Here is a 21,889-nt window from a genome sequence, read left to right on the forward strand (position 1 = left end):
GGCATCGTCTTCGTGAGCCGCGTTATCCGGATCGCGCCGCCGGCCTCTCCTCGGGCCTTGCACCGACAGCACTGAACGGGCTGGTTGGGGGAATACCCTTCTGCGGTCTTTCGAAAAAAGCGCTTCGATTATGGCACATGGATTGCGGATGGCAATTGGGGAAATCGGCGATAATGTGCTATTTAGTTCAAGCTGTGCGGCCGCAAGCCAAAGCCCCACGTCGTGACCGTGACAGATACCAAAACACTCGCAGACCGAATCGAAGATCTGCTCCCCCAGACGCAATGCACCAAGTGCGGTTACCCCGCATGCCGTCCCTATGCCGAAGCCGTTGCAGGCGGTGAGGCCAACTACAATCAATGCCCGCCAGGCGGCGTCGAAGGCATCGCACGGCTTGCCGCTTTGCTCGGCAAGCCGGTGATTCCGCTCAATTCCGCCAACGGCGTCGAACGGCCGCGTCCGTTGGCGGTTATCGACGAACAAGTTTGCATCGGCTGCACATTGTGCATGCAGGCCTGTCCGGTCGATGCAATAGTTGGCGCACCGAAACAGATGCATACGGTGATCGCCGAACTCTGCACCGGTTGCGATTTGTGTGTGCCGCCCTGCCCCGTCGACTGCATTGCCTTGCCGCCGGTCACCGGCGAAGCGACCGGTTGGGACGCGTGGAGCCAGGCGCAGGCCGACGCCGCGCGCGAGCGCCATGACCGGCGCGAAGCGCGTCTCGCCCGCGAGCGCGAGGCTGCCGAAGCACGTGCTGCAGCGCGGCGGGCCGGCAGCGCTGCCGCTGCTCAGGTTACCGAAACAACGCAAGCCAACGCTGCGGCGCCATCGGCCGCGCCCGCCGCGGACGACGCCGAAGCAAAGAAACGCGCGATCATCCAGGCCGCGCTCGACCGTGCTCGCAAGAAGAAAGAGGAACTGGCCGCCAAAGGCCAGGGCCCGCTGAACACCGAACGTGTGAGCGCGGACGTGCAGGCGCAGATCGATGCCGCCGAAGCACGCCGCCGCCGTCTCGGCCTCGCCGCGGACAACCCCGATACACCGTCCGATAAGCACTAACCGCACCGTCACGCCCAGCATGAACGCGAACAAACGCCGCGCCATCTACGAGACGTTTCAGAGTCTCACGCCTCATCCGACAACCGAACTCGAGTACACCACTCCGTTCGAACTGCTGATCGCCGTGCTGCTGTCGGCGCAGGCCACCGACGTGTCGGTCAACAAGGCCATGCGCAAGATGTTTCCGGTCGCGAACACGCCGCAGAAAGTTTTCGATCTCGGCGAAGAAGGCGTGACCGGCTACATCAAGACCATCGGCCTCTATCGCACCAAGGCGAAGAACGTCATTGCGACCTGCCGCATTCTGCTCGACCAGTACGGCGGCGAAGTGCCCGAGGATCGCGACGCGCTCGAAAGCCTGCCGGGTGTCGGCCGGAAAACGGCCAATGTGATTCTAAACACCGCGTTCGGTCATCCGACCATCGCGGTCGACACGCACATCTTCAGGGTTGCGAATCGAACCGGTCTCGCGCCCGGCAAGGACGTTCGCGCGGTCGAAGCGGCGCTGGAGAAATTCACGCCCGCCGAGTTCAAGCAGGACGCGCACCACTGGTTGATCCTGCACGGCCGTTATGTATGCAAGGCGCGCCGGCCTGAATGCTGGCATTGCGTGATCGAGCCGCTGTGCGAGTTCCGGCCGAAAACCCCGCCGCCGGATCTGTAGGGAACCGACACCTCATTCAACGCCAAAGCGCCGCCAGCAGCCCGCGCCGCCCCGGCGTAAAATGACGCCCTGCCTCGTCCGCTTCACAGGCTGACGCTTTACAGGCTCACGTCACACGCCCCCACTCAACGCACCGGTCTCACGATGTTCAATCCCAGCCGCGACGAAGTCCGTCTCTTCTTCACCGACACCTGGCGCAAGCAGCGCAAAGGCGAGATTCTGACGCCGCTGGAGGCGATCGCCGCCGACTGGATCGTCGAGCATCCCGAATACCACTCCGACCTGACCGACGGCGACGCCGCCCAGGCACAGGACTACTCGCCCGAACGCGGCCAGACCAACCCGTTCCTGCATCTATCGATGCATCTGGCGATCACCGAACAGCTGTCGATCGACCAGCCGCCCGGCATTCGCGCGGCGCACGAACGCCTTGCCGCACGCCTCGGCTCGACCCACGAGGCGCAGCACGCCATCATGGACTGCCTTGGCGAAACCATCTGGGAAGCGCAGCGCACCGGCACGCCGCCCGACACGGACGCATACCTGCAGCGCATCCAGCGGCGCGCCACGCGCGACTGAAGCTGGCACATCCGCCAGTCGGAACCAAGCGCCCAAAAGCACGACACCCCGCCGAAGCGGGGTGTCGTTCAATCCAAAAGCAGCGCGAAGACTTATGCGGCGCGCTTACTTCTTCTGCACCAGATCGCCGTTCAGCGATTCGACGTAAGCGGCAATGTCTTTCATGTCGCTTTGCGACAGGCTTTGCACCTGCGCCTGCATGATCGGGTTGTTGCGACCGAGGTGCGGGTTGCCGTTGCCCATCTGGTATTGGCGCAGCGCCCAGTAGACGTAATCGGAATGCTGACCCGCGAGCTTCGGATACTCCGGGCTCACCGGCTTGTTCAGGTTCACGCCGTGGCAAGCCGCGCAGTTGTGGCTGTCGGACAGCACCTTGCCGTTGCCGGCGTCGGCGGCGTGCGCGACGTTCGCTGCAACCAGACCGATCACTGCCGCCGACGCGCATGCAGCCTTGAACACCGTGTGGAGTGCCTGTTGGGGCTTATTCATGAATTCTCCTATCCCGCGAATTTATTTGCCGAGTGACTGGATGGACGAGCCGCAGGTCACTTGTCGGGATTGCTCTTCGAAGAGGAATTTTGCGCTGCGTAGTAGGCTGCGATGTCGGCGATGTCCTGATCCGACAGCGACGCGGTGATGGCGCGCATTGTTTCGAAATGGCGGTCGCCCTTCTTGTAGCCATGCAGGGCGTTCTCGAGGTACGCCTGGTTCTGCCCGCCGAGCATCGGCACGCGGTAGACCTCAGGGTAAGCCGTGCGGTATTCAGGGATGCCGTGGCAGCCAATACACATCGCGACCTTGCCTTGGCCCGCCTTCGCGTTGCCGACGACATCCGCTGCCTGCGCACCGGCCGTATAGCCCGCGAGCACCGACAGCGCTGCGATCACGACGTGTTTGCCAACGAATTTATTCATAGCATGTAACCTGGCTTGAGGGGAAACGGGCGACCAAAAAGGCAACGGCCCGCGCCGTTATTCTTATAGGGAGCCACGCAGGCCAAAAAAATCGGGCTAATTGTACCGCGACGCCGCGCCGAACGTCCACCGCGCGGGGCCGCGGCGCATCCGGCCACCGCAAAGCCACGGCTAGCGCCGGTTTGCTCCGCCGCGCCCGATCCGCAAGGCATGGCGGCCACCGCCGCATGCCGGCCGCTCGCGCCGGTTCGACACGCATCCGACACCGCATTCAGCCCGCTCTCGCCCGGCGCGCCCGCCCACCAGGCCCGCCGGGCGAACGTTCGGGCCGCTCGCCGGCGCCGCGTGCGCACTGGCTTCGCGCTACGGCACCGCGGGTGACACCTTACGCGAGGCGGTTTCAGGCCAACAGGCCTTCTGACTTATACTGGGTTTTTTCCCGAAAAAGAGCATCTCGCCATGCGTTTCGAAGGCTCATCGCAGTACGTCGCCACCGACGACCTCAAGCTCGCGGTCAACGCCGCGATGACGCTCAAGCGCCCGTTGCTGATCAAGGGCGAACCCGGCACGGGCAAAACCATGCTCGCCGAAGAGGTCGCCGCCGCGCTCGGCATGCCGCTTTTGCAGTGGCACATCAAGTCCACCACCAAGGCGCAGCAGGGTCTGTACGAGTACGACGCGGTGTCGCGCCTGCGCGATTCGCAACTCGGCGACGAACGCGTCAAGGACATCGGCAACTACATCGTCAAGGGCGTGCTGTGGCAGGCGTTCGAGTCGGAGGAGCAAACGGTGCTGCTGATCGACGAGATCGACAAGGCCGACATCGAATTCCCCAACGACCTGCTGCGCGAACTCGACCGCATGGAGTTCTACGTGTACGAGACGCACGAGCTGATCCGCGCGAAACAGCGCCCGCTCGTGATCATCACGTCGAACAACGAGAAGGAGCTGCCCGACGCGTTCCTGCGCCGCTGCTTCTTCCATTACATCAAGTTCCCCGATCCGGTCACCATGCAGCAGATCGTCGAGGTGCACTATCCGGGCATCAAGAAGGAACTGCTCGCGGCCGCCATGCAGAGCTTTTTCGAACTGCGCAACGTCGCCGGATTGAAGAAAAAGCCGTCCACCTCGGAACTGCTCGACTGGCTCAAGCTGCTGCTCGCCGAAGACATTCCTCCGGAAGCGCTGCGCTCGTCCGACCAGAAGCAGATCATTCCGCCGCTGCACGGCGCGCTGCTGAAGAACGAGCAGGACGTGAATCTGTTCGAGCGGCTGATCTTCATGAACCGCAACAACCGTTGAACCACCGTTGATTGAGCGCCGGATGGTCGCCGACCGGCCGCCAAGCCGCCATTGAAGCGCGCGGCGCCCCGACCACCCGCCGCCGCCGCAGAGGACCCAGCATGCTGATCGACTTCTTCTACTCGCTGCGCGCCGCCAAACTGCCGGTGTCGGTGAAGGAATACCTGACGCTGCTCGAGGCGCTCAAAGCCAACGTGATCGCGCCGTCGCTCGACGAGTTCTACTATCTCGCGCGCATCACGCTGGTCAAGGACGAGCAGTACTTCGACAAGTTCGACCAGGCGTTCGGCGCGTATTTCAAAGGCGTCGCGCAAGCCTCGGAGCTCGCCTTCGACGTCCCGCTCGACTGGTTGAAGAAGAAGCTGCAACGCGATCTGTCGCCGGAAGAAAAAGCGCAGATCGAGGCGATGGGCGGCCTCGACAAGCTCATGGAGCGCCTGAAGGAACTATTCGACGAACAGAAGGAGCGCCACGAAGGCGGCAACAAGTGGATCGGCACGGGCGGCACGTCGCCGTTCGGCAATGGCGGCTACAACCCGGAAGGCGTGCGCATCGGCGGCGACGCGGCGGGCAACCGCACCGCCGTCAAGGTCTGGGAAGCGCGCGCCTATCGCGATTACGACGACCAGGTCGAAATCGGCACGCGCAACATCAAGATCGCGCTGCGCCGCCTGCGCCGTTTCGCCCGCGAGGGCGCCGCCGAAGAGCTCGATCTGCCCGACACGATCCGCAGCACCGCCGCGAACGCCGGCTGGCTCGACCTGAAGATGGTGCCCGAGCGGCACAACAAGGTGAAAGTGCTGATGCTGCTTGACGTGGGCGGCTCGATGGACGATCACATCAAGCGCACCGAAGAGCTGTTCTCCGCCGCCAAAGCCGAGTTCAAGCACCTGGAGTTCTACTATTTCCACAACTGCGTGTACGACTTCCTGTGGAAGAACAACCGCCGCCGTCACGCCGAGCGCATGCCGACGTGGGATGTGCTGCACAAATTCACGTCCGACTACAAACTGATCTTCGTCGGCGACGCGACGATGAGCCCGTACGAAGTGCTGCAGCCGGGCGGCTCGGTGGAGTACAACAACGCCGAAGCCGGCGCGGTATGGCTGCGCCGGCTCGCCGATCATTTCCCGCACCACGCGTGGCTCAATCCCGAACCGGAAGGCTTGTGGGCGTACCGGCAGTCGGTCAGCGCGATCCGCGAGGTGCTCGGCCACCGCATGTACCCGCTCACGCTCGCCGGCCTCGAGACCGCCATGCGCACGCTGAGCAAATAGTCCGCTCGAGTTTTACCTTCAACGACAAGAAAGCATCTGCATGAGTCCGTCTTCCACGCCCGATTTGTCCCCTGCCGTTACACCGCCCGGGCGCCTCAACCCCTTCGCCGACACTTCGCTGTCCGCCATTGTCGCCGGTTTCGTCGCGATGATGACGGGCTACACCAGTTCGCTCGTGCTGATGTTCCAGGCGGGCCAGGCCGCGCATCTGAGCGACGCGCAGATTTCGTCGTGGATCTGGGCCTTGTCGATCGGCATGGCCGTCTGCACGATCGGCCTTTCGCTGCGGTTTCGCGCGCCGATCGTGATCGCCTGGTCGACGCCCGGCGCGGCGCTGCTGGTGTCGTCGCTGCCGCACGTGGCTTATGGAGAGGCGATCGGCGCGTTTATCGTCTGCGCGCTGCTGCTCACGCTGGTCGGCCTGACCGGCTGGTTTGATACGCTGATGAAGAGGATTCCGGCGGGCATCGCCTCGGCCTTGCTGGCAGGCATCCTGTTCGAGATCGGCATCGAGATTTTCCGCGCCGCGCAGTTCCAGACCGCGCTCGTGCTGACCATGTTCTTCACCTACCTGGTCGTCAAACGGCTCGCTCCGCGCTATGCGATCGTCACGACGCTGATCGTCGGCACGGCGGCCGCCGGCGGGCTCGGACTGCTCGACTTCAGCCGCTTCCACGTCGCGCTGGCGCATCCGGTGTTCACGATGCCGGTGTTTTCGGTGGCGGCCAGCGTCAGCATCGGGATCCCGCTCTTCGTCGTCGCGATGGCGTCGCAGAACGTGCCGGGCATCGCCGTGCTGCGCGCGGACGGCTACACCACACCCTCGGCGCCGCTGATTTCGACCACCGGCATCGCCTCGCTGCTGCTCGCGCCGTTCGGCTCGCACGGCATCAATCTTGCGGCAATCACCGCGGCGATCTGCACCGGCCCCGAAGCGCACGAAAACCGCAACAAGCGCTATATGGCGGCGGTTTGGTGCGGCATGTTCTACCTGATCGCCGGGGTTTTCGGCGCGACCATCGCCGCGCTGTTCGCGGCCTTGCCGAAGGCGCTGGTGGTCTCCGTCGCGGCGCTGGCGCTGTTGGGCTCGATCATGAGCGGCCTCGCCAACGCCATGCAGGACCTGAAGCAGCGCGAGGCGGCGCTGGTCACGTTCATGGTGACCGCGTCCGGGCTGACTTTGTTGTCCATCGGCTCGGCTTTCTGGGGGCTGGTGGCGGGCGTGCTGACGCAAGTGGTGTTGAACGCGCGGCGCGGCTGATCAGTCTGCAAAAAGCGCTCGGCGGAATCGGTCAGCGCCGGATCGGTCGGCGGAAAATGCCGCCTGAAATCCGCGTGAACGGATCGCCGTGGGCAACTGTCAATACCGCATCAGCCGATCCGCCATAGAATAGAAGCATCCGGCAGCGCTTTCCGTCAAAATTCCCCGGCAAGATGGCGGGCAGCGTTGCAGCGTGACCCGCGGCCGCCGGATCTGGTTAGCGTTTCAGGCCGGTGGCAACCTCATTTCTCCTGAACCACGGCGCGCACGCGCCCTGAAGGCTCGAACATGACAACCGCACTCGATCAACTCAAGCAATACACCACCGTCGTGGCCGATACCGGCGACTTCCAGCAGCTTGCCCAGTACAAGCCGCAGGACGCGACCACCAATCCGTCGCTGATTCTGAAAGCGGTGCAGAAAGACGACTACAAGCCGCTGCTCGAAAAGACCGTGAAGGCGCACGCGTCGAAGCCGGTCGGCGCCGTCATCGACCAGTTGCTGATCGCCTTCGGCACCGAAATTCTCAAGATCATTCCGGGCCGCGTGTCGACGGAAGTCGATGCGCGCCTCTCGTTCGACACGCAAGCCTCGATCGCCAAGGGCCGCGAACTGATCTCGCTGTACAAGGAGCACGGCATTGGCCGCGAACGCGTGCTGATCAAGCTGGCTTCCACTTGGGAAGGCGTCCGCGCGGCGGAAGTGCTGCAGAAGGAAGGCATCCACTGCAACATGACGCTGCTGTTCTCGCTCGCCCAGGCGGCCGCCTGCGCCGAAGCGGGCGCGCAACTGATCTCGCCGTTCGTCGGCCGGATTTACGACTGGTACAAAAAGAATGCCGGCAGCGCGTGGGACGAAGCGAAAGACGGCGGCGCCAACGACCCGGGCGTCAAATCGGTGCGCCGCATTTACGCGTACTACAAGAAGTTCGGCTACAAGACCGAGGTGATGGGCGCGAGCTTCCGCACGCCGGGTCAGGTTCTGGAACTGGCCGGCTGCGATCTGCTGACCATCAGCCCGGATTTGCTGCAAAAGCTGCAGGACAGCACCGATAAGGTGGAGCGCAAGCTGTCGCCGGATATCGCCAAAGGTGCGGATATCGAACGCGTGCCGGTCGACGAAGCGTCGTTCCGTTTCCTCGTCAATGACGAAGCCATGGCAACTGAAAAGCTCGCCGAAGGGATTCGCGCCTTCGCTGCGGACGCGGTCAAGCTGGAAAAGCTGATCGAAGCGTTGCGTTAAGCTTTGCTCGCGCCGCTTGGCTGGCGCGCAAAACACACGGCCTTGGACTTCACGGTTCCGGGCCGTGTGCCGTTTACCGACCTTCGGCGGTTGTGGTTGCGTTTGACCCGCGTCATGGACCGCCGCGCCTACGACATATAGTCACAAGTAACGCCTGACGGGCGACTAGAATCTTCTGCAAGGGCGATTCACGGTGGTCTATTAGCGTTGCCCCTGTGCGGGGCGGCACCTACTTTCTTTGCCGCGGCAAAGAAAGTAGGCAAAGAAAGCCGCTTTACACCGCCAACCCTTAAGCGGGCTCCCCGCGTAGCCACGGTAGTGGTGCATCTGGAATCGGTGCCCTCGCGCATTGTGCGCTCGTGACAAGGCACTCATTCTTCCGGCGGCGCTGCGCGCGCCGTCGCGGTACTTCTTCAACCCTAGGACTCTTGCGTTGCTTGTTGCGGGGATATCGCGCTGCTCACCCTTTCCGGAGACGATCATGCTGGTTCAACCTTACGTATTTTTTAACGGGCGCTGCGAAGAAGCGCTCGACTATTACTGCGCGAAACTCGGCGCTCAGGTGACCTTCAAGATGCGCTACAAGGAGGCGCCGCCCGATCCGCAAAACCAGCCGCGGCCGGGTCTCGAAGAAAAGATCATGCACGCTAACGTGCGGATGGGTTCGACCGACTGGATGGCATCCGACGGACATTGCGATCCCTCGGCTACGATGAACGGCTTCAGCCTGTCACTCACCGCCGACGACGCCGCCTCCGCCGAAAAGTACTTCAATGCGCTCGCCGACGGCGGCCAGGTGACGCTGCCGTTTCAGCCGACTTTCTGGAGCAAGGGCTTCGGGATGGTGGTCGATCGCTTCGGTCTCATGTGGATGGTGACGGTGCCGGAGGGCTGAGCGTTGAGGGTCGCAGCCGCACCTAAGCCTTCAGCAAAGTCCTTGAATGCCGTTCGATGTTCCAGTTCGGCTCGGTTTCCAGCAACAACTCGCGCAGCCGGTCCACTTGTTCGGCAAGCCGCTGTCCGAGCCAATACGGCCCCTGAAATTCGGTCGGCAGCTTGAGCGCCGCGTCGCCGTGCCTCTGCGCGAGCGGCGATGCGGCCGGAATGCCGAAGTGTGTCGCCCGGCCAAAGCGCAGGCCGCGCGCCATCGCCAGCAGAATCGAGCGCACGGTGCGCACCTCCACGCCGCATTGCTCGGCGTACGCGGCGCGCGCCGTGGCGTCGGCGTGCATCAGCGGACCCGTGGCGAGCAGCTCCAGCGAACTGAGCACCGAGCGGTGCAGCCGCTGAATCTCTTCGAGCTTCGACTGCGGCACGTCGATTTCCTTCGCCACCGAAGGCATCAGCGAGCGCAATTGCACGAGCCGCTTGTTGATCGCCAGAAAGCGCTTGACCTGCTCTTCCTCGCTGATCGTCTCGCCTTCCAGCAGCCGCGTGTAGACGCGCGCGCATTCGCGCAGATTCGTCGCGAGCCCGTAGCGCCACGAATAGGTGGCATGCAGCGGCAGCGCGAACGAAAACGCCAGCGCGATCACAATGCCGATCAGCACGTTCAGCGTGCGCCACAGGCCGACGTCGATCAGGTTGTCGCCGTGACCCGCGACGATGCACATGGTGATCGCCGTCAACAGCCCGATATAGCCTGACGAGCCGATCGCGAACCACGCGCAGATGCCCGCGACGATCGACATCAGCACATAGGTGAGCGGCGCCGACCCGGTGAGGTTCTGCAACACGATCAGCGAAAGCCCGATCGACGCCCCGAGCAACGTGCCCGCCGCCCGTTCGGCTGCCTTCTTGCGGATATTGCCGTGATGCTGCAAGCCGCCGATCACCACCAGCAAAGTGACCGACGACCAGATGCCGTGCGGAATGTCGATCCCGGTGGTCGCCAGAATCGAAACCAGCATGGCCAGCCCGACGCGCAGACTGTGCAGCACCTTGGCGTGGCGATAACGGTAGTAAGGCGACGTAACCGCGCGAACCATCCGGCTAAGGGCCGAGCGGCGTGGAATCACGGTGTGGGAATCGGCAGAAGCCATGGCGGCGCGCTCGATGCGGTGGAGGACGGTTCCGCTATCCTGCCCTGGAGTGCCTCATTAGGACAAACGTCGGCAAGACAAACGCCCGCACACTTTCGTGTGCGGGCGTTGCGGTTTTCAGTTTGTCGAACCCCGTGAAGCGGCACGACATCAAGCAGGCGTGATCAGCTTTCGACCACGTCCAGATAGTCTTCCGGACGGGTGCGGTCTTCGGCGCGCTGCATGCCGGCCGCGCGCACCAGCAGGCTCACCACCACCGCCACCACCAGGTTTACGATCAGCGACCACACCGCGGCATAGCCCGGAATCGCCATGCCGAACAGGTGGATCGTGAAGATCGAGCCGGCCAGCTTCAGCGAAATCGCCATCCACGTGCCGGTTGCGATGCCGACCGCCCAGCCGATCAGCAGGCCCCGGTAGTCGAGCACGCGCGTGTACAGACCCAGCACGATCGCCGGCAACGTCTGGATGATCCAGATACCGCCGAGCAGCTGCAACTGGATCGCGTACGTGAGCGGCAGGCCGAGAATGAACGCCACCGCGCCGACCTTGACGATCAGCGAGACCAGCTTTGCGACATTGGTCTCCTGTTCATGCGTCATGTTGCGGTTGACGAACTCCTTGTGGATGTTGCGCGTGTACAGGTTCGCGGCCGCGATCGACATGATCGCCGCCGGCACCAGCGCGCCGATGCCGATCGCTGCGAACGCCACACCGACGAACCACGACGGGAAGTAATGCAGGAACAGCGCCGGCACCGCGAAGTTCGGGCCGAATGCCTTGAAGTACGGCGCAAACTCCGGCATGTCCTTCACACCCGAGGCAAGCGCCATGTAGCCGAGCAGCGCGAGCAGGCCGAGCACCAGCGAATAAGCCGGCAGCATCGCCATATTGCGGCGGATCGTGTTACCCGACTTCGACGACAGCACCGCCGTGATCGAGTGCGGGTACAGGAACAGCGCGAGCGCCGAACCCACCGCGAGCGTCGCGTACGCGCTGTAGCCGTTCAGGCTCGAGACGTCCGGCGCTTTGAGCAGCAGCTTGGCCGGCGGCACCACGCTGAAGATGTGGCCGAAGCCGCCCAGTTGCGGCGGAATCACGATGATCGCGGCGAAGATCGTGATGTAGATCAGCACGTCCTTGACCACCGCGATCATGGCCGGCGCGCGCAGACCCGAGGTGTACGTGTAGGCCGCCAGGATCGCGAACGCGATGATCAGCGGCAGATCGCCGACGAAGCCCTTGGTGTCGAAACCGAGCGCGCCGATCACCACTTCGATACCGACCAGTTGCAGCGCGATGTACGGCATGGTCGCGACGATGCCGGTCACGGCGATCGCCAGAGCGAGCATACGGCTGCCATAGCGCGCCGAAACGAAGTCCGCCGATGTGACGTAGCCCTGACGTTTGGCGATGCTCCACAGTTTCGGGAACACCACGAACGCGAACGGATAGATCAGGATCGTGTACGGCAACGCGAAGAAACCGGTTGCGCCCGCACCGAACACCAGCGCCGGCACGGCGATGAAGGTGTACGCGGTGTACAGGTCGCCGCCCAGCAGGAACCACGTGACGATGGTGCCGAAGCGCCGCCCGCCGAGGCCCCACTCTTCCAGATGCGCGAGATCGCCGCGCCGCCAGTGAGCCGCGATAAAGCCGAGAATCGTGACGCCGATGAAAAACAGAACGAAGACGAAAGTTGCAATGGCGTTCATTATCGTGCGCCCCCCTGCGGACGGCCGCTGGAGCGCGTCTTGGTCTTGAAGTACACGAGCGCCGTGATGACTGCGCTGATCAGCACCCACAGGAGCTGATACCAGTAGAAGAACGGAAAGTCGAACAGCACCGGTTCGACCTTGTTATATGACGGCACCCAGATCATCGCGATCCAGGGCAACAGCAGCAACCAGAGCCAGTGCTTACTGGCCTTGTTCGCGTCGGCGTCGTGAGCCATGACGTCTCCTCTTCCCTATTATTGAAATGTCGGCCCGTGTTTGACGGGAGGTGGATCCCATAGCGGATGGCCACGGGCGCCCCGAAAGCTTCGAAAGAGTATAGGAGCGGCGAACGCGCGGTCAAGCAGGGACGACCCCAGCACGAGCGTGCTTTCACGGGCCAGTGGGACGCTGTTTCGACGGGCGTATTTGAAGCGCTGCAGCGGGGCGCGTAAGGCCGCGTGGCTTGGGTCTGACAGGCCGGCCCGCTTCGCGAGGAAGAGGACCGGCTGTTCAATGCGCGATGGATGACGGCGGCGAGCGTCGCGTGGGCGCAACGGCGAGCGGCACACCGACGGCGGTGTTCAGTCCATGCACTGCTTTGGATCGGACCGGCTTGCGCGGCCCGACCGCCTAGGTCGTCGCAATCATACCGAGAACGAGACGCCGGTCTGTCCGGTCGATTCCTGCAGACCCTTGATCCACTTGCGCGCTGGCAGACCGAGTTCCGCTTCGATCAACTTGGCGCGCGCTTGCAGCGCCGTGAACGGCACCTCGAGCGCCGGACCCGAAAACGCGATCGCGATGCGGTTGCCGTCGTGCACTTCCGGCAGCGCGACCACGCGGCCGTCGAAGGCTTCGTTCAAACGCTTCATATTGCGCACGAAGCTCGGGTGATCGCCGAACAGGTTCACCGTCACCACGCCCGCGTCGGTCAGGCACGCGCGCACCGCGCGATAGAAGCCGACGCTGTCGAGCACCGGACCGCGCGCCGTCGCGTCATAGACGTCGATCTGCAGCGCGCCGATCGTGCCGTGGTTGGCGCGGTCGTTGACGAAGTCCCATGCGTCGGTTTCGTGCACCGTCAGACGGGCGTCGTCGTGCGGCAATTCGAACATCGTGCGCGCGGCCACCACGACCGCCGGGTTCACTTCCACCGCCTCGACCTTCGCGCGTTTCAGGAAACGGTGCGCGAACTTGGTCAACGCCGCGGCGCCCAGACCGAGCTGGACGATGCGCTTGGGCGTTTCGATGAAGAGCAGCCAGGCCATCATCTGCTGCGCGTATTCGAGTTCGATGTGATCCGGCTTGCGCAGACGCATTGCGCCCTGCACCCACTCCGTGCCGAAATGCAGAAAGCGCACGCCGCCCTCTTCCGAGAACGTCACCGGCGCGAAACGCGGCTTACGCGGCGCTTCGATTTGCGGCGCATCGTGCAGATCGTCGTCGTGCGAGACGCGCTGTTTGTTGCGCGCGGCGTTCTGCTTTTTCTGCGTTTTTTGCGTTTTTTGTTTACCGCCGGCGACGTCAGCGTCGCGGTTGCGGAAGGCACGCGCTTCAGCCGAAGCGCGCTTGATCAATTTCGTCATGTAAGGATGTCGCGCCAAAGACGCAATTTTTGGTCGAACGAGAGCATAGCATTCGCCGGACTCGACGAAGGCAATACCAGGGTGACGTAGCCCGCCGCACCGATCACCGGCGCGAAACGGCCCGCCGTCTTGCCGTTGAAGCAGACTTTCGCGAGCTTCGGCGCGTGGGCGCGCAACGACGCGAAATCATTGGGGCTGGCATTGCGGATCGCCGCGTCGAGACTGCCTTCGCGCGTACAGGCGGCAAGCACGTCCCACACGCCGATGCCGTGCGCGAGCACGCGGCGCAGACGCTCTTCGTAGCTGAGTTCGGCGAGCGGTTCGTCGAGCACGGTGCCGATGAGGCGCCAGAACTGGTTGCGTGGATGCGCGTAGTACTGCGTCGCGGCAAGCGACGCCTCGCCGGGAAAGCTGCCGAGAATCAGCGTATGCGTGTCCGCGGCGACGACGGGAGGAAAGCCGCGCAGCATCAGCGGCTCCGTTCGTCGGATGCACGCGTTGCGGGATGCGCGCGCGATGCGGTGTGCTCGAGCGGGCGGCCGTGTTCGCGAACCCGCGGATGCGCCAGCCACTCATCCGACTTGCTCGCGCCGGACAGAGTCGCCAGATGCGTCCATAACGCCGGCAACATGCATTCGGTGACCATCAGCGGCGCGCCGTGGCGCTCGAACACCGAGCGGCGCGCGACCAGCGCATGCGGCGGCGGCCCGTCGACGTCATGTGCCGCGAGGTGATAGAGCGGGTGCCGCGCGGTCAACCTGCGGCTCACCAGCGACGAACGCGCCACACTGCTATCGCTATACAGGAGTTCCGCCAGCGGTCGCGTTCGCAAGCGCCGCATGGCCTGCCACACGCCCGCGCTCGCGGCGAGCGGCGCGATGCTATGCGCGGCGACAAACGGCACGCCGTCGACGCACAGCACGACTTCCCGAACCCAGACCGGCGCACGCGGCGCAAGGCCGAGCGCGGCGCTCTCGTCGGCCCACGGCAGCGCGACGCCTTCGCGCGTCACGCGTACCGCGACCGCGCCGAGCGCACGCAGATGCGCGGTCAGTGAACCACCACGGGTCAGCCAGTCTTTCTGGGCGGCGCTCAAGCCGGGTAAGGGCGCGACGCGCCAGTGGGCGTCGGCGGCATCGAAACGGATAGACATGGTGTCGGATTATAACGGCGCGGCTGTCGGACCATTCGCCAGCGCGCAGGCCTTTCCCTTCAGCAGATTCCATCGACTACGACGGCGGTCGTGCAGCACTTCTACGGCCGCGTCGATTTCAGATAGTTCCGATTCTCCGCGGCTCGCGTCGCGCGATAAAACCTCCGTGCTTTGCAAAGCCGGCCGCCGACGATCGAATGGCGCGCCATGTGAACGAATAATCAAGGAGAAAACACCAAGATGAAGCACATCCTGAGCACCACCGCATGCGCGATCTCTGTCCTGCTGATGGCAGGTTGCGCGGCGCAACTGAACCGCGATACCGAGACATCGTTGAACAAGGCCGTTGGTATCGAGGTGGCGCCGGTTGCCGGCGGTGTCGCGGTCAAGCTGCCCGACACCGCCCTGTTCGATTTCAACAAATCCAACGTGCGCAGCGACGCCGCCGCGGTCATCGATCGCTCGGCCGTGCTGCTCAAGCGCAGCAAGAAACCGATTGTCGTGGAAGGCTACACCGACAACGTCGGCACGCTCGAATATAACCAGCAACTGTCCGAAGCGCGCGCGACCGCGGTGGGCTACGCGCTGGTGGCGCGCGGCATCCCGACGAGCCGCATTCGCACGAAGGGCAATGCGTACAACGATCCGGTGGCGAGCAACGATACGCCCGAAGGCCGCGCGCTGAATCGTCGCACCGAGATCGTCGTGCGTGGCGAGACGATGGATACGTTGATGGGAAAGAAGTAGACGGCCACCAGTTCCAGGCCAGCTCTAAATAAAAACCCGGGCGCGTGTGAGCCCGCCCGGTTTTCAATCAGCGACAAAATCGCGCAATGCTCGTGCGACCTCGTCGAGCACCGTATCCCAACGCCCCAACTCGCGCTGCCTGAACAGACGCGCCGACGGATACCACGGACTATCGTCGCGCTCCGTCATCCAGCGCCAGTCGGTGAACGTGGGCACCAGCACCCAGACCGGCGTGCCGCATGCGCCGGCCAGATGGGCAACCGCCGTGTCCACCGTAATCACCAGATCGAGCGACTGCAGGATCGCCAGCGTGTCGGCGAACGTGCCGATCTCCGGCCCGAGCCTGTGCATGCCGATATCCGCGTGCCACGCCACCGCCTCGTTCTGTGCCTCGCCCTTTTGCAGCGCGAACCATTGCAGGCCAGTCTGCTGCAAAACCGGCAGCCATTCGCGTAACGGAATCGAACGATAGCGATCGAGCCCGTACGCCGGATTGCCGGCCCAGACAATGCCGACGCGTTTTCCGAGCGGACCGCGCGCATCGGCCGCACAGATTGCATCGAGGTGGTTCTGCCAACGTTGCACTTGCGCCGGCTCCGCTCGCAGATAGGACGTCGCGAGCGGCAGCATCGGCAGGTCCAGCTTCATATGCTCCGGCATTCTGAGCATGCGGCACCAGTAGTCGTACGGTCCGGGCGGCGCCGTGGTCCACGCGGCATGCACGCCGGCCGCTCCGCGCGCTACTTCGCTCAGCGGAGCCTCGACCCAGACGTCGACCTGCGCGCCGCGCCGATGCAACCACTCGGCCATGCGCAAGAACTGCAGTTGATCGCCCAGCCCCTGCTCGCCGACGAGCAGAAAGCGCCGGCCCGTCACCCGCTCGCCTTGCCACTCCGGATATGGCGGGCGAACCAGATCGTGATTTTCCGGCAGCGCCTCATGCCAGCGGTATTGCATCCAGCCGTTTTCGTAGTCGCCCGCGCGCAGTTGTGCCGCGGCGAGGTTGAACTGCATCGACGGATGATCGGGCATCAGCCGCGCGGCTTCGACGGCATGCGCATACATGGCCGGAAAGTCGCCCAGCATATTGAACGCAAATGACGCGTTGTAATGCAGCCAGCCGTTGTGCGGATCGACGCCGAGGCCTTCGATGGCGACGCTGATTGCATCCCTGAAACGCTCCACGCCGTTCAATGCGAAGGCCACCTGTTGCAGCGCGGATGCGTCGCCGCCGAAGCGAGCGCGCAGCTCGACGAGCACGCCGTCGATCCCCGCACCGCGCTGCGCTCTCGACAACGCCGCAATCAGTTCGAGCGCGTCCGTCAGGTGCGTCGAGTCGAGCGTCCACGCATGCAGCCAGTAGTCCGCGGCGTCCTGATAACGTTCGAGCTCCGTACTGATCTGTGCGAGCGCGCGAACGGCATGATGCAATGCCGGCTCGAGTTCGAGCGCCTCGAGGTAGTGTCCGCGCGCTTCGACGAGACGCTTCGCAAGCTTCAGGCAATCGCCGAGATTCCGATGCAGGCTCGCAGTGCCGCCATCCAGGTCCATCGCGCGATGGTAAAACGCTTCGGCGGCCGTCAGCTCGCCGCCCAGCGCGGCGATCAAGCCGCGATGCTCCCAGATATCCGCGCGCTCAGGCGCGACGCTCAATGCCTGATCGAGATACTCGCGCGAAAGTTCGGGCCGCTCGACGCGAAATGAGGCGAGGCCGAGACGATGGAGCGCGTGCACGTTGCGCGGTTGTTCGGCGAGAACGCGCTCGTAGCCGGCAATCGCTTCGCGATGGCGCCCCGCGGCGAAGCAGGCATCGGCACGCGCGGTGATCGCGCCGACATCGTTGGAGGCGCTGGTATGGAGTGGGAATTCGGGTTCGTGCATCGACATCGATCAGTTGCGTGAGTTGCTCAACGTGGGGTGGCTTGCGCCGCTCAAGCTGTCCGGTCCGGCGCCATCATCGTCTTCAGACGCGTGGCCACGCGCTCGACCACCGGCGCCCACTGGGCAGGCTGCGGCTGTCGGAACAGTTCGACCGAGTCATACCAGGGCTGCGTCTCCTCGTTGCCCCACGACCAATGCGAAACGTGATCGAGCATTGCGAACACGCGATGCCCTAACGCGCCGCCGAGATGCAACGGTGCGCTGTCGATAGTCACGAGTGCGTCTAGTGCGGCGAGATGCGCCGCCACATCGGCGAAGCCGTCTTCGTAATCGCCGGTCAGATCGCACAGACGAAAACCCTGCGCGGCCAGCGCCGTCACATCGGCGTGGCGTCCAGGCGTGAGCGGGTGGAATACGACATCCGGCAGCCTCAGCAGCGGCGCCAGTGCCGCAAGCGGAATCGATCGCTTGGCGTCGCGCCGATGCGTCGGGCTGCCCGACCACACGAGACCGATGTGCCACATCGCATCGGGCGCGTGCGCGCTGATCCGTTCGCGCCACGCCGCGACCTTCGACGCATCGGCCTGCAGATAAGGCGCGCCGCGGATCTGCTCCGGTTCCAGACCGAGCACGAGTGGCAGGCTCATGAGCGGCAAAGCGTAATCCGGTGAGCCGAGCGGACCTTCTTCGATCGACACGCAGTCCGCGTAGGAACGCGCAAACAGCGGTTGCAACGCGCGACGCACGGCGAGCGCCAGCCGTCCGCCTTCGTCACGCACACGTGCCGCCAGATACGGAACCAAGCGGACCATCTGGATGTCGTCGCCGCTGCCCTGCTCGCTGTGCACGATCAGGGTCTTGCCGCTGAGCGCTTCGCCATGCCAGCGCGGACACAAACGCATCATCACGCTGACGATGTTGTTCTGCTGGCGGTCTTCGCGCGCAAGACGCGCCTCGAAACGCGGCCACGCGCTCGACCAATCGCCGCGCCGTAGTTCCAGGTCCGCGAGATCGACCGCTGCCTGCACCGCCGACGGATCGATCGCGAGCGCCGCACGCAGTGCCGCCTCGCTGTCCTCGTAGCGCGCCTGCTCGTTCAGATACATGCCGATGGCCGCCAGCACGTCCGCGTTGCCGGGCGCGACGGCGTCCACGGCGCGCATCGTGGCCTCCGCCGCTGGCGCGTCGTTGCACTGCCATTGCGCGTGACTGAGTTGCCACGCCATCTCCGCATCGGCGGGATTGCGCGCAAGCCTTTCGCGGCAGATACGCTCGACCATCGGCCAATCGCGCACTTCGCGTAACGCCAGCACGAGTTGCAGCGGCACCGCCGGATCGACCGAGGGGTCGAGCGCGTACGCCCGCAACAACGCGGCGCGACGCTCGTCCCGCGCGCTCGTGCTAGGCAGCGCCGCCAACGCGATCGACAACCACCACGGCGCGCGCGCGTCCTGCGGCGCTCGACGCTCATAGGCACGCAAGATCCGCGCGGCCGCCGACTGCGCGCCGCACGTCTCGATCAACCACACGACCCAGTCGATCGTTGCCTCGACCGGCTGCACGGCCACCGCGCGCTCGCTGTTGCGCTGCGCGGCGCTGGCGGAGCCGAGCGCGTCGGCGAACAGCGCGACCCGCGCATGGCGCGCTCCGTTCGCGCACGCTTGCGCCTGCGACGCGCTGTGATACGCCTCTTCGAAACGCCCCGCGCTCGCGCACAAGTCGGCGTGCAACTGCGGCGTTGCGCCGGCCACGGCGAATTCGACCGCGCGACGCGCGGCGGCATCGAAACCTTGCTCGCGCAGGATCGACCACAGGAGATGAACGGAATCGAGAGGTACTGCCAGGGCGGAATCGGACATGGGAGTTCAGAGCGTTGTTGTTGTCATGCGCGAAGGCGTAATCACAAAAATAAGACCCGGTGATTTCAATGCCTATAGATTGGAAATAATCCTTCAAGCCTCCGAATAAAAATCGCGCGAGCATAAGACAAAACCACGTTTTCACATCTCATAAATCAATCTCAATTTAATGACGTTGATTCTATTTAGTTAGTTAACCATAATTAATTTCAGTCGACTGCGAGTAACGCCCGTTAGTCGATCAGTTTGATCAACTACAGCATGGAGCAACGTTTGAATACTGAAAAATTGAAGGAAACGTCCGACCGCATCGCTCATCTGGCTGCGGTCGTTCTACGGCGCGCGGGTGTCGCGCAACTGGAAAAAGAACTGGCGGGCTCAGCGCTGGCGCAACACCACACTTCGAAACAGACCAGCAAGGCCATCGGCAGTCTCGCGGCGAAAGTGCTGGCCGATCACACTTCGTGTCACGAGGCAAAAGAGTTGGCCGGTTGCGTGCTCTCGCAAGTGCGCCATCTGGATGAATCGGTGCCCGCGCGTTAAGCACTCGTCCTGAGGCGGCTGAAGCGGAGTCAACTGCGCTTCGCTCCATCACGCTACACCAGGCAAAAAAAATGCGCTGCCGAAGCAGCGCATCTTTCAACTCCAGGCGTCAGTAAGACGCCGCGTAATCAAACTCGACCCACGCTCAATTCGCGCGCGCCAGCAGCAGCGCATTGGTGCGCTTCACGAAGCTCGCCGGATCGTCCAGCGCGCCGCCTTCGGCGAGCAATGCCTGATCGAACAGCAGATGGCACCAGTCGTCGAAGTTCGCGCTGTCCGCATGCAAGCCCTTCACCAGCGCGTGCTCCGGATTCACTTCGAGAATCGGATGGAACGACGGCGCTTGCTGGCCCGCGGCCTTGAGCATGCGTTGCAGATAGCCGCTCATTTCGCCGTCGTCGGCAACGAGGCAAGACGGCGAATCGGTCAGGCGGAACGTGAGACGCACGTCCTTGGCCTTGTCCTTCAGCGCCTCCTTCATTTTCTCGACGAGCGGCTTGAACTCTTCGCCGACCTTTTCCTGCGCCTGCTTTTCCTCGTCGTTCAGCGCGCCCAGATCGAGGTCGCCGCGCGCCACGCTTTGCAGCGGCTTGCCTTCGAATTCGTTCAGGAACGACAGGATCCACTCATCCACGCGGTCGGTCAGCAGAAGCACTTCCACGCCCTTCTTGCGGAACACTTCGAGGTGCGGGCTGTGGGTCGCGGCCTGCCAGGTGTCGGCGGTCACGTAGTAGATCTTGGTCTGCTCGGGCTTCATACGCGCGACGTAGTCGGCAAGCGACACGGTCTGCTCCGGCGTGTCCGTATGCGTCGACGCAAAGCGCACGAGCTTCGCGATCCGCTCGCGATTGGCAAAGTCTTCGCCGATGCCTTCCTTCAGCACCTGGCCGAATTCCTTCCAGAAACCGGCGTACTTTTCCTTGTCCGCCTCGTTATCCGAGTTGGCCAGTTCTTCGAGCATCGACAGCGAACGCTTGGTCACGCCTTCGCGGATCGCCTTCACGTCGCGGCTTTCCTGCAAGATTTCGCGCGACACGTTCAGCGGCAAATCCGCCGAATCGACCACGCCCTTCACGAAGCGCAGATACGCCGGAAGCAGTTGCTCGGCGTCGTCCATGATGAACACGCGCTTCACGTACAGCTTCAGGCCGCCGCGATAGTCGCGGTTGAACATGTCGAACGGCGCGTGGGTCGGCACGTACAGCAATTGCGTGTACTCGCTGCGGCCTTCCACGCGATTATGCGTCCACGTGAGCGGATCCTGATGGTCGTGCGAGAGATGCTGATAGAACTGCTTGTACTGTTCGTCGGTGATGTCGTTCTTCGCGCGGGTCCACAGCGCACTGGCCTGATTGACGGTCTCGTCCTCGTCCTTGGTGACCATCTCGCTCTTTTCCGCGTCCCACTCTTCCTTCTGCATCAGGATCGGCAGCGCGACGTGGTCGGAGTACTTCTGGATGATCGATTTCAGACGATGCGACGACAGCAGGTCGTCTTCATCCGCACGCAGATGCAGCGTGATGGTCGTGCCGCGCGCGGCGCGCTCGATCTGCTCGACGGCGAAGTCGCCCTCGCCCGCGCTTTCCCAGCGCACGCCTTCCGAGGCCGGCAAACCGGCGCGGCGCGTTTCGACCGTGATCTTGTCCGCGACGATAAAGCCCGAATAGAAGCCCACGCCGAACTGGCCGATCAGCGCCGCGTCTTTCTGCTGGTCGCCGGAGAGCTTGCCGAAGAATTCCTTGGTGCCCGAGCGCGCAATCGTGCCGAGGTTGGCGATCGCTTCGTCGCGACTCATGCCGATGCCGTTGTCGTCGAGCGTGATGGTGCGCGCGGCCTTGTCGTACGACACGCGAATCCGCAGGTTCGGATCGTTTTCGTACAACGCGCTGTTTTCGATCGCTTCGAAGCGCAGCTTGTCGGCCGCGTCGGACGCGTTCGAAATCAGCTCGCGCAGGAAAATTTCCTTGTTGCTGTACAGCGAATGGATCATCAGGTGCAGAAGCTGTTTCACTTCTGCCTGAAAGCTCATGGTTTCTTGTGCCATGGTCGGACTTCCTCT

At 63.7% G+C, this 21,889-nt stretch carries 21 protein-coding genes; 10 read left to right on the top strand and 11 right to left on the bottom strand.

Annotation, left to right across the window (positions count from 1 at the left end; translation table 11 throughout):
• Window positions 1-228: 228 nt before the first annotated feature.
• The 3 genes from rsxB (at window position 229) to P0D73_RS19515 (ending at window position 2,305) form a co-directional block, all read left to right on the top strand.
• Complete coding sequence (gene rsxB, locus P0D73_RS19505; protein WP_408432572.1) at window positions 229-1,062, top strand: electron transport complex subunit RsxB; 834 nt, start codon at window positions 229-231, stop codon at window positions 1,060-1,062.
• Window positions 1,063-1,081: 19 nt separating this feature from the next.
• A complete protein-coding gene (gene nth, locus P0D73_RS19510) occupies window positions 1,082-1,726 on the top strand; it encodes an endonuclease III (RefSeq protein WP_408432574.1) in 645 nt (214 codons plus the stop codon).
• A 144-nt stretch (window positions 1,727-1,870) separates the two neighbouring features.
• The gene (locus P0D73_RS19515; protein WP_408432576.1) at window positions 1,871-2,305 is read left to right on the top strand and encodes a DUF1841 family protein; all 435 of its coding nucleotides are present in this window, start codon (window positions 1,871-1,873) and stop codon (window positions 2,303-2,305) included.
• 105 nt (window positions 2,306-2,410) lie between these two features.
• Here P0D73_RS19515 and P0D73_RS19520 read toward each other — a convergent pair whose 3' ends face one another.
• Complete coding sequence (locus P0D73_RS19520) at window positions 2,411-2,794, bottom strand: c-type cytochrome (RefSeq protein ID WP_132375377.1); 384 nt, start codon at window positions 2,792-2,794, stop codon at window positions 2,411-2,413.
• Window positions 2,795-2,850: 56 nt separating this feature from the next.
• Entirely contained in the window at window positions 2,851-3,219 is a 369-nt protein-coding gene (locus P0D73_RS19525) for a c-type cytochrome (RefSeq protein WP_132375378.1), read from the bottom strand.
• 459 nt (window positions 3,220-3,678) lie between these two features.
• Here P0D73_RS19525 and P0D73_RS19530 point away from each other — a divergent pair, with 459 nt between their 5' ends.
• From P0D73_RS19530 to P0D73_RS19550, 5 genes are all read left to right on the top strand, one after another.
• The gene (locus tag P0D73_RS19530) at window positions 3,679-4,521 is read left to right on the top strand and encodes an AAA family ATPase (RefSeq protein WP_132375379.1); all 843 of its coding nucleotides are present in this window, start codon (window positions 3,679-3,681) and stop codon (window positions 4,519-4,521) included.
• A gap of 101 nt (window positions 4,522-4,622) precedes the next feature.
• Entirely contained in the window at window positions 4,623-5,798 is a 1,176-nt protein-coding gene (locus tag P0D73_RS19535; protein ID WP_132375380.1) for a vWA domain-containing protein, read from the top strand.
• Between the two features lie 40 nt (window positions 5,799-5,838).
• Complete coding sequence (locus P0D73_RS19540) at window positions 5,839-7,059, top strand: benzoate/H(+) symporter BenE family transporter (RefSeq protein WP_408432578.1); 1,221 nt, start codon at window positions 5,839-5,841, stop codon at window positions 7,057-7,059.
• Between the two features lie 288 nt (window positions 7,060-7,347).
• The gene (tal, locus tag P0D73_RS19545; RefSeq protein ID WP_408432580.1) at window positions 7,348-8,301 is read left to right on the top strand and encodes a transaldolase; all 954 of its coding nucleotides are present in this window, start codon (window positions 7,348-7,350) and stop codon (window positions 8,299-8,301) included.
• Window positions 8,302-8,782: 481 nt separating this feature from the next.
• Window positions 8,783-9,196, top strand: a complete 414-nt coding sequence (locus P0D73_RS19550) for a VOC family protein (protein WP_132375383.1) — start codon at window positions 8,783-8,785, stop codon at window positions 9,194-9,196.
• Window positions 9,197-9,218: 22 nt separating this feature from the next.
• On the opposite strand, the gene P0D73_RS19555 is transcribed toward P0D73_RS19550, so the two are convergent.
• From P0D73_RS19555 to P0D73_RS19580, 6 genes are all read right to left on the bottom strand, one after another.
• Complete coding sequence (locus P0D73_RS19555; RefSeq protein WP_408315353.1) at window positions 9,219-10,343, bottom strand: FUSC family protein; 1,125 nt, start codon at window positions 10,341-10,343, stop codon at window positions 9,219-9,221.
• 164 nt (window positions 10,344-10,507) lie between these two features.
• Window positions 10,508-12,058 carry a monocarboxylate uptake permease MctP gene (gene mctP, locus P0D73_RS19560; protein WP_132375385.1) on the bottom strand — a complete coding sequence of 517 codons (1,551 nt, stop codon included), beginning with the start codon at window positions 12,056-12,058 and terminating at the stop codon, window positions 10,508-10,510.
• On the bottom strand, window positions 12,058-12,297 hold the full coding sequence (locus P0D73_RS19565) for a DUF3311 domain-containing protein (RefSeq protein ID WP_132375386.1): 240 nt from the start codon (window positions 12,295-12,297) through the stop codon (window positions 12,058-12,060). The genes mctP and P0D73_RS19565 overlap by 1 nt, the downstream gene beginning before the upstream one ends.
• Before the next feature lie 408 nt (window positions 12,298-12,705).
• On the bottom strand, window positions 12,706-13,647 hold the full coding sequence (locus P0D73_RS19570; protein WP_408177968.1) for a class I SAM-dependent methyltransferase: 942 nt from the start codon (window positions 13,645-13,647) through the stop codon (window positions 12,706-12,708).
• Complete coding sequence (locus P0D73_RS19575; RefSeq protein WP_132375388.1) at window positions 13,644-14,117, bottom strand: DNA-deoxyinosine glycosylase; 474 nt, start codon at window positions 14,115-14,117, stop codon at window positions 13,644-13,646. Before P0D73_RS19575 ends, P0D73_RS19570 begins: the two co-directional genes overlap by 4 nt.
• On the bottom strand, window positions 14,117-14,800 hold the full coding sequence (locus P0D73_RS19580; RefSeq protein WP_408432582.1) for a chorismate--pyruvate lyase family protein: 684 nt from the start codon (window positions 14,798-14,800) through the stop codon (window positions 14,117-14,119). The genes P0D73_RS19575 and P0D73_RS19580 overlap by 1 nt, the downstream gene beginning before the upstream one ends.
• 240 nt (window positions 14,801-15,040) lie before the next feature.
• On the opposite strand from P0D73_RS19580, the gene P0D73_RS19585 reads away from it, so the two are divergent.
• On the top strand, window positions 15,041-15,547 hold the full coding sequence (locus P0D73_RS19585; RefSeq protein ID WP_408432584.1) for an OmpA family protein: 507 nt from the start codon (window positions 15,041-15,043) through the stop codon (window positions 15,545-15,547).
• Window positions 15,548-15,610: 63 nt separating this feature from the next.
• Here the strand turns inward: P0D73_RS19585 and P0D73_RS19590 are convergent, their stop codons facing one another.
• Together P0D73_RS19590 and P0D73_RS19595 are read right to left on the bottom strand one after the other, a co-directional pair.
• Window positions 15,611-17,434 carry a tetratricopeptide repeat protein gene (locus P0D73_RS19590; protein WP_408432586.1) on the bottom strand — a complete coding sequence of 608 codons (1,824 nt, stop codon included), beginning with the start codon at window positions 17,432-17,434 and terminating at the stop codon, window positions 15,611-15,613.
• A gap of 44 nt (window positions 17,435-17,478) precedes the next feature.
• On the bottom strand, window positions 17,479-19,287 hold the full coding sequence (locus P0D73_RS19595; RefSeq protein WP_408432588.1) for a tetratricopeptide repeat protein: 1,809 nt from the start codon (window positions 19,285-19,287) through the stop codon (window positions 17,479-17,481).
• A 261-nt stretch (window positions 19,288-19,548) separates the two neighbouring features.
• Here P0D73_RS19595 and P0D73_RS19600 point away from each other — a divergent pair, with 261 nt between their 5' ends.
• The gene (locus P0D73_RS19600; RefSeq protein ID WP_408177963.1) at window positions 19,549-19,830 is read left to right on the top strand and encodes a hypothetical protein; all 282 of its coding nucleotides are present in this window, start codon (window positions 19,549-19,551) and stop codon (window positions 19,828-19,830) included.
• 145 nt (window positions 19,831-19,975) lie between these two features.
• Here P0D73_RS19600 and htpG read toward each other — a convergent pair whose 3' ends face one another.
• A complete protein-coding gene (gene htpG, locus P0D73_RS19605) occupies window positions 19,976-21,874 on the bottom strand; it encodes a molecular chaperone HtpG (RefSeq protein ID WP_132375394.1) in 1,899 nt (632 codons plus the stop codon).
• Window positions 21,875-21,889: the final 15 nt, after the last annotated feature.

Source organism: Paraburkholderia sp. RL18-101-BIB-B, assembly GCF_046026985.1.
Lineage (GTDB): Bacteria > Pseudomonadota > Gammaproteobacteria > Burkholderiales > Burkholderiaceae > Paraburkholderia.

Coding starts and splice junctions, on each gene's coding strand:
- P0D73_RS19595 (WP_408432588.1), bottom strand. CDS start 19,287: ATGTCCGATTCCGCCCTGGCAGTACCTCTCGATTCCGTTCATCTCCTG.
- P0D73_RS19530 (WP_132375379.1), top strand. CDS start 3,679: ATGCGTTTCGAAGGCTCATCGCAGTACGTCGCCACCGACGACCTCAAG.
- P0D73_RS19575 (WP_132375388.1), bottom strand. CDS start 14,117: ATGCTGCGCGGCTTTCCTCCCGTCGTCGCCGCGGACACGCATACGCTG.
- P0D73_RS19565 (WP_132375386.1), bottom strand. CDS start 12,297: ATGGCTCACGACGCCGACGCGAACAAGGCCAGTAAGCACTGGCTCTGG.
- P0D73_RS19535 (WP_132375380.1), top strand. CDS start 4,623: ATGCTGATCGACTTCTTCTACTCGCTGCGCGCCGCCAAACTGCCGGTG.
- P0D73_RS19550 (WP_132375383.1), top strand. CDS start 8,783: ATGCTGGTTCAACCTTACGTATTTTTTAACGGGCGCTGCGAAGAAGCG.
- P0D73_RS19525 (WP_132375378.1), bottom strand. CDS start 3,219: ATGAATAAATTCGTTGGCAAACACGTCGTGATCGCAGCGCTGTCGGTG.
- P0D73_RS19555 (WP_408315353.1), bottom strand. CDS start 10,343: ATGGCTTCTGCCGATTCCCACACCGTGATTCCACGCCGCTCGGCCCTT.
- htpG (WP_132375394.1), bottom strand. CDS start 21,874: ATGGCACAAGAAACCATGAGCTTTCAGGCAGAAGTGAAACAGCTTCTG.
- nth (WP_408432574.1), top strand. CDS start 1,082: ATGAACGCGAACAAACGCCGCGCCATCTACGAGACGTTTCAGAGTCTC.
- P0D73_RS19585 (WP_408432584.1), top strand. CDS start 15,041: ATGAAGCACATCCTGAGCACCACCGCATGCGCGATCTCTGTCCTGCTG.
- P0D73_RS19570 (WP_408177968.1), bottom strand. CDS start 13,647: ATGACGAAATTGATCAAGCGCGCTTCGGCTGAAGCGCGTGCCTTCCGC.
- P0D73_RS19515 (WP_408432576.1), top strand. CDS start 1,871: ATGTTCAATCCCAGCCGCGACGAAGTCCGTCTCTTCTTCACCGACACC.
- P0D73_RS19520 (WP_132375377.1), bottom strand. CDS start 2,794: ATGAATAAGCCCCAACAGGCACTCCACACGGTGTTCAAGGCTGCATGC.
- tal (WP_408432580.1), top strand. CDS start 7,348: ATGACAACCGCACTCGATCAACTCAAGCAATACACCACCGTCGTGGCC.
- P0D73_RS19540 (WP_408432578.1), top strand. CDS start 5,839: ATGAGTCCGTCTTCCACGCCCGATTTGTCCCCTGCCGTTACACCGCCC.
- P0D73_RS19580 (WP_408432582.1), bottom strand. CDS start 14,800: ATGTCTATCCGTTTCGATGCCGCCGACGCCCACTGGCGCGTCGCGCCC.
- mctP (WP_132375385.1), bottom strand. CDS start 12,058: ATGAACGCCATTGCAACTTTCGTCTTCGTTCTGTTTTTCATCGGCGTC.
- P0D73_RS19590 (WP_408432586.1), bottom strand. CDS start 17,434: ATGTCGATGCACGAACCCGAATTCCCACTCCATACCAGCGCCTCCAAC.
- P0D73_RS19600 (WP_408177963.1), top strand. CDS start 19,549: ATGGAGCAACGTTTGAATACTGAAAAATTGAAGGAAACGTCCGACCGC.